Origin of the sequence: Rhodovulum viride (assembly GCF_003265965.1) — a bacterium.
Classification (GTDB): domain Bacteria; phylum Pseudomonadota; class Alphaproteobacteria; order Rhodobacterales; family Rhodobacteraceae; genus Rhodovulum; species Rhodovulum kholense.
Map to the genome: position 1 here is coordinate 1 of NZ_MUAV01000040.1, position 14646 is coordinate 14646.

Genomic DNA, 14646 nt, shown 5'->3' on the forward strand with positions numbered 1-14646 from the left:
GAACTGCGTGAAACTGCTCGGCCAGAGGCTGATGTCACGGGACTTCGACCGCCAGGTTGCCGAAGTCCAGATCCGGGCGGCGGTCCTCAACCGCTTCACGGCGCTCGGCATCCCGCTCACCGTGGCCATGGGATAAGTGTGTCCGGGGAAAGGGGAACTGCGGTCGTCAGCTGATTTGCGCAACAGTGCCGCCTCGACCGCCTCTTAGAAGGTCTCGCATTTTTCGCGGGAGAACTCCTCCAGCCCCGTGCCGTTGAACCACTCGACGAAGCCGTTGGTCTTCGACGTGTGGACCTTGGTGCGGCGATGCTCGACGGTGTTCAGATCGAGATGGAGTTCGTATGGGTGCTTTTCGGTACCGCAGAACTCGCGACCGTTATCCGTCAGCACGCCCTTATCGGCAGATCCAAGGGGGCTGCAACAGCGATGAAAGGCCGCTTCCGTGATCCGCTGCCGGATCGGGTTTGGGGGACCGAACGGCCGCAATCGGCAGCGAGCGCCCGAATCGGTAGCGCCAGGCGCACAGGCGCCATGCCGCGCCGCCGCAGGTCCGCTTCGAGCCCTAAGTGTTTCTGGGGCTATCCTTTACCGCACGCCGCCAGCCGGCGGGAGTCGTCGAGGTCGCAGCCTTGAACGCGCGGGTGAAGTGGCTCTGGCTGGCAAAGCCACAGGTGTCGGCGATCTGAACGAGTGGGGCCGGGCCGCTCAGGAGACCTTTGGCGCGGTCGATACGGCGCTCTGTGATCCATGCGTGATGCGGATAGCCACAGTTCGGTCGTCAAAGACGCAGGGGCGGCCGTAAAAATCGGTGCCGGTCTCGATGCCGGGCACCCAGCCGCACGTCGAAAATCGCCCGTCGGCAAGGTGAGTTATCTCGATCCGCATGTCGAACGTGATGTTCAGCCGCGTCTCGCGGGAGGCCACCCACTGTTCTGTCGGCCATAGATAGTGATTGGATGGGCGGGCGCCGTCGGCGCGCTGAATTGGGCCGTCGTATGGCCACGGGTCGCGCCAGGTCTCAACGTGTCCGCATCGATCAGGCATTGTTCGCTTCCTCGGCTTGCATGGGCACCGCCAGGTGCTGGCAGTTGGCCGCGATGATGGCGGCCGCGACTGGCGGGCAGACAGAGTTGCCGCAGCAGCTGATCTGCACGTCCTTGGAAAACGGGCGGAAGGTTGGCTCGTCGCTGTCGAGCCCGTCCCGGACACCCTCGATCACATAGTCAGACGGGAAGCCCTGGGCGTTGAACAACTCGCGCGGGCTGAGCATCCGCATGACCGTGTGCTCATCCGGCTGCACGTGCTGGGCGATTTCTGCAGTCTCGACTGTGTCGCGCTGTGGCATGCCGCGCTGCGGACCCATCGGGGCCTCACTGTCTTCGGCTTCACCGCGCATCCCGGCGACAGCGAGATCGGCCGCGCGATCCGGTTTCTGCGTGAGGCCCATCCTGACCGGTTCATGATCCGCCATTCCGGTCGCACCGGCGTCTGGGCATCGTTCGACATCACCGACCCGGAACCGGAAAAGCGGATAAGTCCGCACTCTTCGCGCGTGACACCGCATGTGAACTCAAAGCCGCCCGGGACTTCTATAGGCGCAATCCCGCGCTCAAGGCCGCAGTATAAACACCAGATGGTCGTTCCTTGGAACCTGTGCGGCGCTGAAACCGTACGCCCGCAGATGGCGCACTCGCAGCAGAAGCCTTCGCCATGCTCAAATGCTGTGCGCCCAGAAAAAGCAAAGAACTGCGGCCCAAACGCGGTCATCCTTCGGCCCTCATCGCCTGCCCCGTGGGGCGTTGGGGTTAGCTGGTCTTCGCCGCCAGCAGGGTTTCCAGGTCTTCGATCCGTTGGCGCAGGCGCTTGTTCCGTCTCCAGATTCCGGCCTGCTCGTGAAGGCGGCGATCCCGCTCATCCATGAGCCGCAGAACATGAGCCTCCGCCTCAGCCCGGCCGCGCTCTGCCGCTTCGATCCGGCTCTCCGGCACATTGCGGGTGCATTCGGCCGGGCCGCCTATTGCCGCCCCGCAGCACATCGGGATCAGGATCTCGAGGCCGTCTTCGTCGCGCAGCCAGTGGCAGCGGATGGGCTGGCGGGCGTCATCCACGGGGAGGAATTCCGCGGATGGAATCGCCGCCCGCAGTTGGGCGGGGAGGTCCGTCCTCAACAGGCAATGTGGACCACGCCTGTTCTCGCGTGGTCCACAATCGCGATTTTCATTTAAAATCCGCGCATTAATCTTGGGGTGGTGGGCCGAGAGGGAATCGAACCCCCGCTGTCGATGGGTGTAAACCATCCGCTCTACCCCTGAGCTATCGGCCCTCCGGGCGGAAGGAGCCCGGGCACACTATGTGTGGGATCCGTCTTGACGCCGGTCCATCACAGGTTGCGCCGCGCGGTCTAGCTGGTGACTCGCGACGGCGCAAGCCCGGGCGTGGTCCGCGGTGCTGGCAGCATCCCGTGCGCTGCGCGTGTTCGGGTACGGGTGGGGGCATCCTGACTGGTGCGGGCGGTGGGAATCGAACCCACAATTTCGCAAAGAAAACAGGATTTTAAGTCCCGCGCGTCTACCAGTTTCGCCACGCCCGCATCGCATTGCGCCCATGGTTCTGGCATAGCCTCCGCACGGTGTCCAGCAAGGCGGCGAGGCAAACGCCGGGCAAAGTGTTCCATGCCCTGACCCTTTGCGCTGACCGTCCGGCCACGGCCAGCGAGGGCCTCCGGTCCGGCGATGGCAGCGGGCGTTGCGGTGCGACCGTCGTCCTGCCACCGAAGGCGGCCTGGCTCTTCCGCCGCGCAAGACTGCCGCGAACCGCATTCGATCGCGCGCCGGATCGGGCCGATTTCAGATTGGGACCGGGCCGCGCTCAGTGCTTGCGCTTGGGGGGCGTATTGCCCCCGCTGGAAGTCGGCTTCGGCCCGCCGCGCTTGAACCCGGGGCCCTTGGGCTTCCCGCCTTTTCCTTTTGGTGCCCCCGGCCGTTCGAGTCGCTTCGAGGGGTCGGCCGCATCGGCCCGGCGGCGGTCGGCGGGGGCTGCGTCTGCCTCCGTGCGGCGCTTTCCGTCCCTGGGCCGGTCCTTGGACCAGTCCTTCGAGGCGCTTTTCGGCCCGGTCTTGCGACCCTCCTTCGGCCTGGCTCCCTGCGGTTCGGAGGCATGGCGGGGTTTGCGCGGCCGGTCGCCCTTCGTCGCATCGGCCGCGCTGTCAGCGCCGCGCCGGGGGGCCTTCGACCTTGGCGGCTCTGCCTCGGCCGGTCGGGCGTCGCGTCGCTCCGGGCGGTACCCGAACTTCGGTTCGAATTTGGGCTTGGGACGGGGCGCGGGACGGTCTGCCGTGGCCTCGTCCGCGACGGAGGACGTGGCTGGCACGGTCCCCTCGGCGGGCGCCGGGCGCGCTGGTTCGGGCGCCCGCTCCGTCCTGGCTTGCTCCGTCCCGGCTTGCTCGGTCCTGGGTCTTTCGGCCTTCGGGCGTGCGGGCCGCGGACGCGGGGCGCCGCGGGTGTCCTCGACCGGGCCGTAGAACCGCTTGGCCCGGATGTCGTCTTCCAGAAGCCCCTCGGGGCCGATCCGCTCGACAAAGCCCGACACGGCGGCCTCTGCGATCTCGACGAGCGAGGTCTTGGCCAGAAGCTGGATCCGGCCGATCTGCGAGCGTTCGAGATTTCCGGCCCGGCAGACCAGCGGCAGCAGCCAGCGCGGCTCGGCCCGACGGTCGCGACCGACCGACAGCTCGAACCAGACCGAGGGCCCGAAGGGCGGACGTTCGGGCCGGGCGCCGGGCGCGGCGGGCGCGTTCAGTTCCTCGGGGGCCGAGAGACCCGCACGGTAAAGCCGCAGACAGGCGGCGGCAATCGTCTCGGGGCTGCGGTCAGCAAGCAGGCGGGCGGCGAAGGCGGCCTCGGCCTCTGTCGGTTCGGCGTCCCAGAGCGCATCGGCCAGGAGCCGGGTTTCGTCGAGCGCGAGGATTTCCTCGGGCGTCGGGGCCACGGTCCATTCGGCCTCGATCTTGGCCCATTTCAGTAACAGACGCGCCTTCTTGACCAGCTTGTCCGGCACGATCAGTGCCGAGATCCCCTTGCGCCCGGCCCGCCCGGTGCGGCCCGAGCGGTGCAGCAGCGTCTCGGTATTGGTCGGCAGATCGGCATGGATCACCAGATCGAGATTGGGCAGGTCGATCCCGCGCGCGGCCACATCGGTCGCCACGCAGACCCGCGCCCGGCCATCGCGCATCGCCTGGAGCGCATGGCTGCGCTCGTCCTGGCTGAGCTCGCCCGAGAGGCTGACCGCCGACAGGCCCCGGTTGGCAAAGCGCGCCGCCAGACGGCTGACCGCGGCCCGGGTATTGGCAAAGACGATGGCGGTGGGCGCGTCGTGAAAGCGCAACAGGTTGATGATGGCATGTTCGGCATCGGCCGCCGTCACCTGCACCGCCTTGTAGGCGATGTCGGCATGCTGGCTGCCCCGCGACAGCGTCGTCACCCGGACTGCGTCGCGCTGGTAAAGCTTGGCAAGCTCGGCGATCGCGGGCGGCACCGTCGCCGAGAAAAGCAACGTGCGCCGTTCGGCCCGGGCGGCGCCCAGCATGAATTCCAGATCCTCGCGGAAGCCGAGATCGAGCATCTCGTCGGCTTCGTCCAGCACCACCGCGCGGATATCGGACAGATCGAGCGCGCCGCGGGTGATATGGTCGCGCAGCCGTCCGGGCGTGCCGACGACGATATGGGCGCCCCGATCAAGCGCCCGGCGTTCGTCGCGGGCATCCATGCCGCCGACGCAGGACACGACCTTCGCGCCCGCCCGCGCATAAAGCCAGACCAGTTCGCGCTGGACCTGCAGGGCCAGTTCGCGGGTCGGCGCGATGACCAGGGCCAGCGGGGCGGCCGGCGGCCCCATCCGGTCGTCCTCGCCCATCAGCGTCGGCGCGATGGCCAGCCCGAAGCCCACGGTCTTGCCCGAGCCGGTCTGGGCCGAGACCAGCAGGTCGGTTTCGGCCAGTTCGGGCGCGGTGACGGCCTTCTGCACATCGGTCAGCGTATCGAACCCGCGTTCGGCGAGGGCTTCGGAAAGACTCGGGATCATATGGGGACCATCCGTGGGGCGCCGCGCCAGCATGGCGGGCCAAAAAGGCACCGCTAGGGTATCATGACGCGCATGTCTAGGCGCAAGCGATCCTCGCACGGCGCGCGGGCAAAGTTTCGCGCCCCGGACCCCGGTTACGCATGTCTGCTGGTAAGAATCGGGACGCGGGCAACGGAAAACCGGCTCTGCCGTCTGCTTCCGGAGGGAACTGGTAGCGGAGGAGGGACTCGAACCCCCGACACAAGGATTATGATTCCTCTGCTCTAACCAACTGAGCTACTCCGCCAAGAGTGTGGCGCTGAGTAAGGGACGACCTCGGGGGCGTCAAGCGCAAATTCGCGGGCAAATCGCCGGGGTCCTGCGTCATTCCGACGGTCGCCCCGGCTGTGCCGGAACCCGAAAACGCCGGCCGTTTCAGGGCCGCGGTTACGAACGGCCTGCCCCGCCGTGGCGAGGCGCCGCCCCCGGCTTGCGGCCACCGCATGGCCGACCCGCGCGCCTTCGAACGGCTTTGGGCTCCTGCCCGCGCAGCACTCGCCATGGTCCGGGCCGTGGGCTGCCCCGAAGCTGAGACCGGTTTCGCGCGTTCGCCCAGCGGCTTTGCCCGCGCGGCACGGATGACCGGCACGGGGGAACGATGGAAAGCCGTATCATACAGGATCGGGATCGTTCGGTCCCGGGAGGGACGACAAGCGCCGGATGCCTGCCGCGTCGAGGCAGATCTTCAGGGGCCATGCCGCCCGGGGCCGCCCACCCGTCTTGGCCGTGAATTGCTCCGGCGCCTCGCGAGGTTTAGACCTGTCACTCGTGATCCAAATGACAAGCGCCTTGGCAGCGGGCGTTCCGAGCGGGTTGATCTTCGGAAAGGAGGTTCGGTAAATACCACCATTCAGATCCAGATCACTTATGTGCCGGTCTTGGTCGGGACAATTACCTTATTTCCGATGGTTGGGTCCATGACCACGTGCGGACTTCGCTTTTACCCCGCCTTTCTGGAGGACAACAGGCCCGACTGGATTTTGGCCCGCGCATATCTTCCTGGTATTGTCTTTCCGGCTCTTCTGCTGGTCATTTTCGTTGGCGAGCCCCTTTCGGCGAGCATTCGATCATCACGAGCCCCGAGAAAAAGCGTGCAGAGACGATCCTCCATCACCCGAAATTCCTGCCGGAAGAGAAAAGAACCTTCTTGGACTTCCATCAGTTTTTCAAATAGCCGAAGATCGATGACCATCGGTCGGCCAAGATCAAGGTGTTTCACTCGCCTGACCGCTTCCATGCCGGCGATAACATTTCGGCAAGATTGAACGACCACGATCTCAGAGCCGATCTGCGGATTGCAATGGTTGTCAGACGCGCCGACATCAATGCCTGCCTTTCGTCGAAACATCCGTGGATGCTGATGGCGCGCGAAAGCTTCCAGGGCGATATTCTCTCGTTCCTGTCGTCGAAGGTCTGCCATTCCCTCGCAATCGAGGCGTTTCAGGCCGCAGGGGTCCGCGAGGGCGCGCCGGTGCCCCGATTGCCTGTACGTTCAACCGCTCTCCTCTGCCGCGCGTCGTCGATGGCAAGGTGTGCCTGATTGTGGTTGCCACCGCCGCGCTTCCGGAGGATACGGTCTGGAGCCCTTGGGAAAGGGTGTTCTTCGCGCAGGATCTCATGTTCATGATCCGATCCAGCATGCAGGAGAGGCCGGAGATTTTCGACGGGAGGGAGCCTGGCCATGCCTAATATCCTGATAACCGGTGGGGCCAAGCGGATCGGCGCGGACCTGGCGCGCCGCTTCGCCGAGGCCGGGTTCCAGGTCGCCGTCCATTACGGAACGTCCGAAGGCGAGGCCGAGGCCTTGCGGGACGAGTTGAATGGGTCGCGGCGGATCTGCTCGATACACCGTGCCGACCTGCGGGACCGCGACGAGACGAAGCGCATGTTCGAAGAGGTGCGCGCCACGATCGGCGCGGTCGATCTGTGCATCAACAATGCCTCGATGTTCGTCAATGACGACCTGATGGACTATGAGGACACGCAATTCGACGATCATCTTGCTGTAAACCTCAAGGCGCCCGTCCAATTGGGGGCTCTGATGCGGCGCCAGCCGGAAGAGGCCGAGGATCGGCTGATCCTCAACATGCTCGATAACAAGGTCTTCGCACTGAATCCCGACTTCTTCACCTATAGCCTGAGCAAGACCGCCCTGCTGGCCGCAACGCGGATGATGGCAATGCGTTTTTCGGGGTTTCCCAGGGTCTGCGGGATTGCGCCCAGCATTACCCTGATCAGCGGAAAGCAAAGCGCCGAGAATTTCGAAAAAAGCAGCCGCATCAACTATCTGGGCAGAAGAGTCTTCCCGTCCGACATCGCCGATGCGGCGCTTTTCTTCTGGAAGGTCAAGAGTTGTAACGACCAGATCATCACCATCGATGGCGGGCAATCGATGATGCAACTGTCAAGGGATGTGGCCTTTCTCACGAAGGAAGGGTATTTTGATGAGTAGCTACAGGATCGTCCTCGAGGATCTGGAAATCCGGATGTATCTTGGCATTCACGATTTCGAGAAGACGGCCCCGCAAAGGGTTCTGATCTGTGCAGAGATCGACGTCGATTCCCGGTCATGCGGAAAAGACGATATTTTCGACTACGATCGGGTGGTGGATTTCATCAGAGCGTTCTCGATGCAGTTCATCGAAACGCAGGAAGACCTTGTTGCCCGGATTCACGACCACATCCTCTCGCTGGGGGCACTCTCTGCAACGGTCTATTCCAGAAAGCCGGATGTCTTCAGGGACTGCAAGTCCATCGGCGTTTCATACCGGGGAAACTGACATCCCGTATTCCCGCCGCCTGCGGCGCGGCAATTGACCTGCCCCCCCCACGAGATTCGTCAGCCTGATGGAGAGTCTGCTCAACCGCGAAGGAGCAGACGAATCAGAAAGAGCCGTTTCATCGAGGCGCAGATAATTGGGATGATCAGAGAGCAGTAGGCGGTCATGCCAACAGCTGAGGTGTGCCGCAGGCATGGCCTCAGCCCGGCGACGTTCTGCAAGCTGAAAGCCAAGTATGGTGGTATGGAGGTCTCCGAAGTCGCGAGGCTGAAGGCGTTGGAAGATGAGAACGCCAAGCTCAAGCGCCTGCTGCCCAAGCTGGACGTCGTCACGGTTTATGTACGAGGGCTCGCCTTCGGCGGCGGGCTCCCGGCCAGTATCGATGCGATCGATCTCTATCCAGCGGGACTGGAAGCAAAGGTTATCCCGCGCACCTATTTACGCAGTGATATGAAGGACGTCGTACGGAACCGCCGCCCGCCACGGAAGCGCCGCATCCGAAACCGGGCGGGCCCACCGCGGAACAGGACATGGTTCCATGCAATGGTCCAAATCCCTGGCCCGAGGCGCCGCGCCCGCGCCGGAAACGCACCCGGGATAGAGGAGGCCCGCCTCATCGTACTGCGCTTAGAGGCTCGGGACTTATCTCACGGGTCCGGAGGATAGACATTCTCCAATGTCTATCCAACCTGCCGCGACGGAGGCTGCCATGCAGATCGCCAGATGGGGAAATTCGCTTGCCGTCCGCCTGCCCGCGGATCTGGTGCGGACCCTCGGCCTGCGCGAGGGCGACCGGATCGAGCTGGAGCCCTCGGGCGAGGGTCGGTTTGCGGTCAGCCGCCATCCCCGTGCCGATGAGGTGCTGTCGGGGCTGCGCCGGTTCCGCGGCCGTCTGGCGTCCGAAGACCGGCTGAGCCGCGACGCGGCCAATGGCCGCTGACTTCTTCGACACCAACGTCATCCTCTACCTGCTAGACGACGGGCTCAAGGCCGACCGGGCCGAGGCGCTGCTGGTCCAGGGCGGCACGATCAGCATCCAGGTGCTGAACGAGGCGCTGGTGAACTGCCTCCGCAAGGCCCGGATGAGCCATGACGAAGCGGGCGAATTCCTGTTCGGGATCCGCGATCTCTGCGAGACGGTCGAACTGACCGTCGACACCCATGGTGTCGGCCGCGCGCTGGCCGCCCGCTACAAGCTGTCGGTCTGCGATTCGATGATCGTTGCCGCGGCGCTTCTCAGCGGCTGTACCAGGCTCTGGTCCGAGGACATGCAAGACAGGCTGACCGTCGAGGGGCGGCTGAAGATCGTCAATCCCTTCGCCGACGCCGCCTGAACCGCTGCCTTCGCCCGTTCGGAACCGCCGCGGCCGAGGGCCCGGCCTTGCCTCCCGCAACCCGCGCCACAGGTCCTGGCCCAGACCCGACCCGAAGGAGACAGAGCATGACCCGAACCCTGTTCATCACCGGCGCCTCCAGCGGTATCGGCGCCGCCACCGCCCGCGCCGCCGTCGCCCGTGGCTGGTCGGTGGGGCTGATGGCGCGCTCGGCCGACAAGCTGGACGCGCTGGCAACCGAGCTGGGCGCGGCGGCGCTGGCCCTGCCCGGCGATGCCACCGATCCGGCCGCGCAGGAGGAAGCCGTGGCCCGTACCGTCGAAAACTTCGGCGCACTGCATGCGGCCTTCGCCAATGCCGGGCGCGGCCTCGAACGGCCCGGCACCGAAGCGGGCGATCCCGAGGACTGGCGCGGGATGGTCGATCTAAACGTGATGGGCGTGCTGTTCACCGCCCGTGCCGCCCTTCCGCATCTGCGCCGCACGAAGGGGCATCTGGTGCTGACCGGCTCGGCCGCGGGGCGGACCCATATCAAGGGCTCGATCTATTCCGCGACCAAGTGGTTCGTGCATGGCTATGGCGGCAACATGTCCGAGGAGATGCGCGACTGGGGCGGGCGCTGCACGGTGATCTCGCCCGGGATGGTCGATACGCCGTTCTTCGACAGCCCCAAGCCCGACAAGATCCGGCCCGAGGATGTCGCCGATGCGGTGCTTTATGCGCTGGAACAGAATCCCCGCGCCGAGCTGCGCGAGATCCATATCATGCCGACCGGCTGAGGGGGCGCGCTCAGCCAGCCGCCCGCCTTTCGCGGATCATGATGAAGACGCCGCTGGCGACGATGACCGCCGCCCCCACCGCCGTCGCGCGGTCGGGAACCTCTTGCCAGAACAGCCAGCCGAAACCGGTGGCCCAGAGCAGCGCGGTATAGTCCAGCGGCGCGATCACCACCGCGGGCGCCATCCGGAACGCCTGGGTGATCAGCGTCATACCCAGCGTGCCGAACAGGGCGATGCAGCCGAAGGCCCAGAGATCGCCCGCCGGGACCGGTGTCCAGACGAAACCGACCGCCAGACCGCTCAGGAGCACCGAGCTGCCGACCAGCCAGAGCTGCATCGTCCAGACGCTTTCGCGCGCATCGAGCCAGCGCGCGCTGAGCATCAGCACCGCATAGAACAGCGCCGCCAGCACCGGCAGCACCGAGGCCGGCTGAAACGCCGCCGCCCCCGGACGGACCACGATCAGCACCCCGGCAAAGCCCGCCGCCACCGCCAGCCAGCGCCGCCAGCCCACCGGCTCGCGCAGGACCAGCGCCGACAGAGCGGTGATGAAGATCGGCGCCACGAAGATCAGCCCGGTTGCCTCGGCCAGCCCCAGATAGCGGAAACTGGTGAAGAACAGCAGCGCCGCCGCGATCACCAGCCCGCCCCGCGCCAGATGCGCCAGCGGGCGGCGCGAGACCAGCGCCCGGGGCCCTCCGGTCCCGACCGCGATAGCGGCGGCAAAAGGCAGCGCGATCAGGCTGCGCAGGAACAGGATCTGGACCGGCGAATAGCCCTCGGTCAGCGCCTTGGCGAAGGCGTCGTTGACGCAAAGACAGGCCACGCCCGCGCACATCGCCGCGATCCCCGGCATGGGGTCGCGCGCCGCCACGGTTGCCGCCGTTCCGGTCATTCGTCCGTTCCTTTCACCAGCCCCCCGGCCCGTTTCCGGGGTCCTCCCCAGCGGCGCGACCCTAGCCCGCCCGCGCTTCGCTGTCATGGTCGAAGCCGCCCCCAGCGCTGCCCCGCCCCCGGATATCGGGACAATCGGGGGCGATCCGCCAGGATCGGACCGGAATTGCACGGCAAGCCGCCCGGCCGCATGCGGAAACCCGCCCGCCCGGCAGACACTTGCCCGCGCCCGCAATCGAAGTCATGGCATCCGGGGGCGATATCGCGTAACAGCGGCCCACGTGGGATATCCTGATGAACAGAAATCGCGGCTCCCGGCGACGTGTTTCGTTGTCGCTTCCGATCCTGCGGACCTCGCGGGATCAGCACGATGCCGGCAACCTGACCCTCGGCAGCCTGCTGTCGGGGCTGGGCGAGACCTCGTTCGGCTGGGCGGTGGTGGTGTTCGCGCTCATGACCATGCTGCCGCTGCCGCCCGGATCCTCGCTGGTGACCGCGCTGCCGGTGCTGGTCACCACCGCGCAGATGATGCTGGGCTACCGCCATGTCCGCCTGCCGGGACCGCTGGCGCGGTTACGGCTGGATCACGACAAGCTGCGCCGCACCGTGCTGAGGCTGCGCCCCGTCACCCGGCGGCTGGAGCGGGTTCTGAGGCCGCGCACCCCCGCCCTGTTCCGCCGCCGCAACGAACGCGCGCTGGGAGCGGCGCTGTTCGTGATCGCCTTCACCCTGTTCCTGCCGGTGCCTGGCAGCGGATGGTTCCCGGCGATCTCGCTGTTCGTCGCGGGCGTCGGCATGGTCGAGCATGATGGCCGGGTCACGATCTGGGGACTTGTGATGGGCGCGGCCTCGGTGCTGCTGACCGTCGCCATCGTGGTCTCGCTGGCCGCCAGCGCCGAGGCGGTGATCCCGTAGCTGCCCCCGGCCGGGCAGGGCACCCGATCGGCCCGCCGGTCTTGCCCGCCAGCGATCGGTGGTCTTGGAGCGCGGGTTTCCGCATCGGCTTAAACAGCACCGGAAGCGGCGAGGCATGCACCCTTCCTGCTCGAGCGCCAGCATCAGAACCGGACGTTTGAAAAATCGACGTTCATGTCGCCTTGGCGATCCGGATTTCAGATCGATGCCGTCCCGCCCCGATGATCGTTATCCGAAGGGCGCATCGGCGCGGCCCCGAGGCCGACCACCGCCGATCAGGGTCGAAGGTTCGCGCAGGGAGAAACAGGCCAGGGGGCATTCGGAGAGGACCTTGCCGACGAAAGCCGGCCTGATCCCCTTCGCCTGAGCAGGACGACCGGCTCATGGGACTTGCCCGGAACAAAGCGGTCGTTCATGCAAAACGCAGCGACGGTCGGGAATGCGCCCATTGGCCGCAAGGCGGCCATCTTGCTGGCCTGGACACGCGAAGAAGTCCGGTCGCACAGTTCACCTGCCATTTTCGCCCGGCGCCACCAGCGACGACAAGATCATGTCTTCGCTTGAAGGCCTGATGGCGGAAGACCTCGTCGTCACCGAAAAGATGGACGGCGAGAATACGACCCTTCACGCCGGCGGTTCCCATGCGCGCAGGCCGCACCGACCTTGTTCCATTAGGATTTGTCGTCCTTTTGCGTGACGTGCCAGGCGAGGAAGTCGGGCGCTCGGGGCGAGGTTTTCTGTTGTTTGTTGAGGGTATCAGCCATTTTGCTTCTCCTTTGGTTTGGGGTTGGCTCGTTCATGCCATTCCGCAAGACCGGACGGAAAAGGGCGGCTGTCATGTCCAACACGGCGCGTCGTAGCGCAGCGAAGACAGTGTGGTGCGGGCAGGATATTGACGGGCGACCGCGTTCGGTCAGGAATTCAGGCGATGTACGGGCAAAGCCCACCCAAGGGCGATGGCAAGCTCCGGCTCCCGCAACGAATGGCGGAAACCGCTGACCCTGCGCTCACTGTCCTGTTCTCGACGGTATTGCCGATCACGCATTCAGGGGGCTTCTGAGACATTCAGGTCTGGCACATGCGGCCTGAGAGGGCGGGACAAGGGCAGGCCTGCTTCACATATGTTGCGCCCGAAGGTGTCCCCATCACGCCGATGATGCCGGTCGTCCTGTTCAACGAAGTCCCGAATGGTTCGGGCTCGACAATGCCAAGAACAGGAGGATCACGATGATCGCATTTTTCACCATATACGAGCTGGAGCAGCTTGCCGACGACCAACTGGATGAGCTTTACGCCGTGCTTGAACGCCTGCTGATGGCCACGGCCACCGGCACAGCCGAGCGCCGCAACATCCTGGCGTCCCTCGAAAACACCACCCGCGTGCGCAATCGCCGTTGCGCCACCCCCGCCCAGTCTCTCTGACGGGGCCTTCCCTCGCTGGGATATGATGCAGAGGCCATAAAGGCGATCTATGATACATAGATCATAATGATGGCTTATGATTTTCTCGTCATATTGACAAAATATGATTTTTGCGTCATACTTATAGAAAGAGATAAGATATGAAGCAGTTAGCGCGCACCCCCAGAGATATCGGCCACGCCATCCGTGAAGCACGGAAGGCCAAGGGCTTCACACAGAAAGACCTCGCAGCCAGAAGCGGGGTCTGGCAGGAGACCATCTCCAAGATCGAGAATGGCGTCGCCAGTACCAAGCTGGAAACGCTCTTCGACCTGTTCGCTGCGCTCGACCTTGAAATCCAGGTGCAACCAAGAAGCAAGGGGTCGCAAAACGGCCTAGAGGACATCTTCTAGATGGGTCGCCGCCGCAGCTTCACACCGTTGAACGTCTTCCTGAACACGCCGCTTGTCGGACAACTCCTGCGCGAGAAGTCGGGTGCGATCAGCTTTGTCTATGACCGCTCGTGGCTGGACTGGGAACATCGGATGCCGATCTCGCTCTCTCTGCCCTTACGGGAAGGCCGCTTTTCCGGAGGAAATCACGACATCCGTTCAGACTGCGATTTCCAAACGGCTAGAACAACTTACCGACAAATGCTGACATGATGGCTTGGAGCGCACTGCGCTCCGCAGCCGAAGCGGCCAGCCAACCGGCCAAAGTCACTCAGCAACTTCGCGCAACAAACTGATAATCATAGAAATTCGCTGCCCCGGAAAACGGCCAAGCATCGGCGCAGGCCACAAAAAAGCCTTTCCCCTTCAAACCCGCAGGGAGGTGCGTCCGCCTCCGGCGGATGCTAATTTTCTCTGGCCAGGGAAAAGGCTGCCGCTTACGCGGCAACCCATTGTTTGCTGTCATCCTCGTCGAAGACGGGTTGCAGCCCGTGCAGATAGTCGGCGGCACGCTGGGCATGGGCAGCAGCAGAGAAGATCGCCCGCTTGTCATTTTTCAAAACCTTCAGCCAGCTTTGAATATAGGCGGCATGGTCTTAGCCCGGCTCGGAGGTCAAGGCAAGGTCAGCGCAGAGAAAAGCCGCGCCCAGCTCGGCGTCCAGTTCCTCGCGGGCAGGAAAAACACGGCTAGACGGCGCCATCGACTCAGCGAAGATCAGGCCACAGGTGCGTGACGTATTCGATCTTTGAGTGGTCACAGGGTATGGCACTGGAAGCAACGCTCATTGCAGGCGTCGATTCACGAAGCGATATGCAGGACTTCGGCGCTTCTTGCTTCCACGGTGCTTCCAGGGGCGGTGGAAACGCAACGGCGGCCCCGAAGTGCGGCGTGCAATGGTTTGTAAACGCTAAGGAATTTGGTTGCGGGGGTAGGATTTGAACCTACGACCTTCAGGTTATGAGCCTGACGAGC

Annotated in this window: 16 protein-coding genes, 3 tRNA genes and 5 pseudogenes; 12 read left to right on the forward strand and 12 right to left on the reverse strand. The window is 64.7% G+C overall.

Annotation, left to right across the window (positions count from 1 at the left end; translation table 11 throughout):
* Positions 1-136: pseudogene (locus BYZ73_RS19660) on the forward strand (IS5/IS1182 family transposase); the annotation flags it as partial.
* Positions 137-225: 89 nt separating this feature from the next.
* Here BYZ73_RS19660 and BYZ73_RS19665 read toward each other — a convergent pair.
* The 10 genes and pseudogenes from BYZ73_RS19665 to BYZ73_RS22525 form a co-directional block, all read right to left on the reverse strand.
* Positions 226-410 (reverse strand): annotated as a pseudogene (locus BYZ73_RS19665) (IS481 family transposase); the annotation flags it as partial.
* A 152-nt stretch (positions 411-562) separates the two neighbouring features.
* Positions 563-745: a helix-turn-helix domain-containing protein gene (locus BYZ73_RS24210; RefSeq protein ID WP_112317369.1), complete on the reverse strand. Its 183-nt coding sequence runs from the start codon at positions 743-745 to the stop codon at positions 563-565.
* Positions 706-1044, reverse strand: coding sequence for a hypothetical protein (locus tag BYZ73_RS22520; protein ID WP_146746349.1), 339 nt, complete (start codon positions 1042-1044; stop codon positions 706-708). Before BYZ73_RS22520 ends, BYZ73_RS24210 begins: the two co-directional genes overlap by 40 nt.
* The gene (locus BYZ73_RS19680; RefSeq protein WP_245943243.1) at positions 1037-1447 is read right to left on the reverse strand and encodes a DNA cytosine methyltransferase; all 411 of its coding nucleotides are present in this window, start codon (positions 1445-1447) and stop codon (positions 1037-1039) included. Before BYZ73_RS19680 ends, BYZ73_RS22520 begins: the two co-directional genes overlap by 8 nt.
* A gap of 358 nt (positions 1448-1805) precedes the next feature.
* Positions 1806-2108, reverse strand: a complete 303-nt coding sequence (locus BYZ73_RS19685; RefSeq protein WP_108028984.1) for a hypothetical protein — start codon at positions 2106-2108, stop codon at positions 1806-1808.
* Positions 2109-2247: 139 nt separating this feature from the next.
* Positions 2248-2323 (reverse strand) — tRNA-Val (locus BYZ73_RS19690).
* A gap of 179 nt (positions 2324-2502) precedes the next feature.
* A tRNA-Leu gene (locus tag BYZ73_RS19695) sits at positions 2503-2590 on the reverse strand.
* A 278-nt stretch (positions 2591-2868) separates the two neighbouring features.
* Positions 2869-5079, reverse strand: a complete 2211-nt coding sequence (locus tag BYZ73_RS19700; protein WP_112317360.1) for a DEAD/DEAH box helicase — start codon at positions 5077-5079, stop codon at positions 2869-2871.
* Positions 5080-5288: 209 nt separating this feature from the next.
* Positions 5289-5365: transfer RNA gene (locus BYZ73_RS19705), tRNA-Met, on the reverse strand.
* Between the two features lie 693 nt (positions 5366-6058).
* Entirely contained in the window at positions 6059-6538 is a 480-nt protein-coding gene (locus BYZ73_RS22525; protein ID WP_146746350.1) for a hypothetical protein, read from the reverse strand.
* Positions 6539-6799: 261 nt separating this feature from the next.
* Here BYZ73_RS22525 and BYZ73_RS19715 point away from each other — a divergent pair, with 261 nt between their 5' ends.
* The 6 genes and pseudogenes from BYZ73_RS19715 (at position 6800) to BYZ73_RS19740 (ending at position 10011) form a co-directional block, all read left to right on the forward strand.
* Positions 6800-7570 carry an SDR family NAD(P)-dependent oxidoreductase gene (locus BYZ73_RS19715; RefSeq protein WP_112317362.1) on the forward strand — a complete coding sequence of 257 codons (771 nt, stop codon included), beginning with the start codon at positions 6800-6802 and terminating at the stop codon, positions 7568-7570.
* Positions 7563-7898, forward strand: coding sequence for a dihydroneopterin aldolase (locus tag BYZ73_RS19720; RefSeq protein WP_181498123.1), 336 nt, complete (start codon positions 7563-7565; stop codon positions 7896-7898). Before BYZ73_RS19715 ends, BYZ73_RS19720 begins: the two co-directional genes overlap by 8 nt.
* A 102-nt stretch (positions 7899-8000) precedes the next feature.
* Positions 8001-8234: pseudogene (locus BYZ73_RS19725) on the forward strand (transposase); the annotation flags it as partial.
* A 373-nt stretch (positions 8235-8607) separates the two neighbouring features.
* Positions 8608-8838: an AbrB/MazE/SpoVT family DNA-binding domain-containing protein gene (locus tag BYZ73_RS19730; protein WP_112317364.1), complete on the forward strand. Its 231-nt coding sequence runs from the start codon at positions 8608-8610 to the stop codon at positions 8836-8838.
* Complete coding sequence (locus BYZ73_RS19735; protein WP_112317365.1) at positions 8828-9232, forward strand: PIN domain-containing protein; 405 nt, start codon at positions 8828-8830, stop codon at positions 9230-9232. The genes BYZ73_RS19730 and BYZ73_RS19735 overlap by 11 nt, the downstream gene beginning before the upstream one ends.
* Positions 9233-9339: 107 nt before the next feature.
* Positions 9340-10011: an SDR family oxidoreductase gene (locus BYZ73_RS19740; RefSeq protein ID WP_108028992.1), complete on the forward strand. Its 672-nt coding sequence runs from the start codon at positions 9340-9342 to the stop codon at positions 10009-10011.
* A gap of 10 nt (positions 10012-10021) precedes the next feature.
* Here the strand turns inward: BYZ73_RS19740 and BYZ73_RS19745 are convergent, their stop codons facing one another.
* The gene (locus BYZ73_RS19745) at positions 10022-10906 is read right to left on the reverse strand and encodes a DMT family transporter (RefSeq protein WP_245943244.1); all 885 of its coding nucleotides are present in this window, start codon (positions 10904-10906) and stop codon (positions 10022-10024) included.
* A 329-nt stretch (positions 10907-11235) separates the two neighbouring features.
* On the opposite strand from BYZ73_RS19745, the gene BYZ73_RS19750 reads away from it, so the two are divergent.
* From BYZ73_RS19750 to BYZ73_RS19770, 5 genes and pseudogenes are all read left to right on the forward strand, one after another.
* A complete protein-coding gene (locus tag BYZ73_RS19750) occupies positions 11236-11820 on the forward strand; it encodes an exopolysaccharide biosynthesis protein (protein WP_245943245.1) in 585 nt (194 codons plus the stop codon).
* A gap of 439 nt (positions 11821-12259) precedes the next feature.
* A pseudogene (locus tag BYZ73_RS23925) lies at positions 12260-12475 on the forward strand (RNA ligase family protein); the annotation flags it as partial.
* A gap of 572 nt (positions 12476-13047) precedes the next feature.
* The gene (locus BYZ73_RS19760; RefSeq protein ID WP_112317368.1) at positions 13048-13242 is read left to right on the forward strand and encodes a hypothetical protein; all 195 of its coding nucleotides are present in this window, start codon (positions 13048-13050) and stop codon (positions 13240-13242) included.
* Positions 13243-13382: 140 nt separating this feature from the next.
* Positions 13383-13634: a helix-turn-helix domain-containing protein gene (locus BYZ73_RS19765; protein WP_108028997.1), complete on the forward strand. Its 252-nt coding sequence runs from the start codon at positions 13383-13385 to the stop codon at positions 13632-13634.
* Positions 13635-13886 carry a HipA N-terminal domain-containing protein gene (locus BYZ73_RS19770; protein WP_108028998.1) on the forward strand — a complete coding sequence of 84 codons (252 nt, stop codon included), beginning with the start codon at positions 13635-13637 and terminating at the stop codon, positions 13884-13886.
* Between the two features lie 224 nt (positions 13887-14110).
* Here BYZ73_RS19770 and BYZ73_RS19775 read toward each other — a convergent pair.
* Positions 14111-14347, reverse strand: a pseudogene (locus BYZ73_RS19775) (zincin-like metallopeptidase domain-containing protein); the annotation flags it as partial.
* Positions 14348-14646 lie beyond the last annotated feature (299 nt).

Coding starts and splice junctions, on each gene's coding strand:
- BYZ73_RS22520 (WP_146746349.1), bottom strand. CDS start 1,044: ATGCCTGATCGATGCGGACACGTTGAGACCTGGCGCGACCCGTGGCCA.
- BYZ73_RS19680 (WP_245943243.1), bottom strand. CDS start 1,447: ATGGGCCTCACGCAGAAACCGGATCGCGCGGCCGATCTCGCTGTCGCC.
- BYZ73_RS19700 (WP_112317360.1), bottom strand. CDS start 5,079: ATGATCCCGAGTCTTTCCGAAGCCCTCGCCGAACGCGGGTTCGATACG.
- BYZ73_RS22525 (WP_146746350.1), bottom strand. CDS start 6,538: ATGGCAGACCTTCGACGACAGGAACGAGAGAATATCGCCCTGGAAGCT.
- BYZ73_RS19715 (WP_112317362.1), top strand. CDS start 6,800: ATGCCTAATATCCTGATAACCGGTGGGGCCAAGCGGATCGGCGCGGAC.
- BYZ73_RS19720 (WP_181498123.1), top strand. CDS start 7,563: ATGAGTAGCTACAGGATCGTCCTCGAGGATCTGGAAATCCGGATGTAT.
- BYZ73_RS19730 (WP_112317364.1), top strand. CDS start 8,608: ATGCAGATCGCCAGATGGGGAAATTCGCTTGCCGTCCGCCTGCCCGCG.
- BYZ73_RS19735 (WP_112317365.1), top strand. CDS start 8,828: ATGGCCGCTGACTTCTTCGACACCAACGTCATCCTCTACCTGCTAGAC.
- BYZ73_RS19740 (WP_108028992.1), top strand. CDS start 9,340: ATGACCCGAACCCTGTTCATCACCGGCGCCTCCAGCGGTATCGGCGCC.
- BYZ73_RS19745 (WP_245943244.1), bottom strand. CDS start 10,906: ATGACCGGAACGGCGGCAACCGTGGCGGCGCGCGACCCCATGCCGGGG.
- BYZ73_RS19760 (WP_112317368.1), top strand. CDS start 13,048: ATGATCGCATTTTTCACCATATACGAGCTGGAGCAGCTTGCCGACGAC.
- BYZ73_RS19765 (WP_108028997.1), top strand. CDS start 13,383: ATGAAGCAGTTAGCGCGCACCCCCAGAGATATCGGCCACGCCATCCGT.
- BYZ73_RS19770 (WP_108028998.1), top strand. CDS start 13,635: ATGGGTCGCCGCCGCAGCTTCACACCGTTGAACGTCTTCCTGAACACG.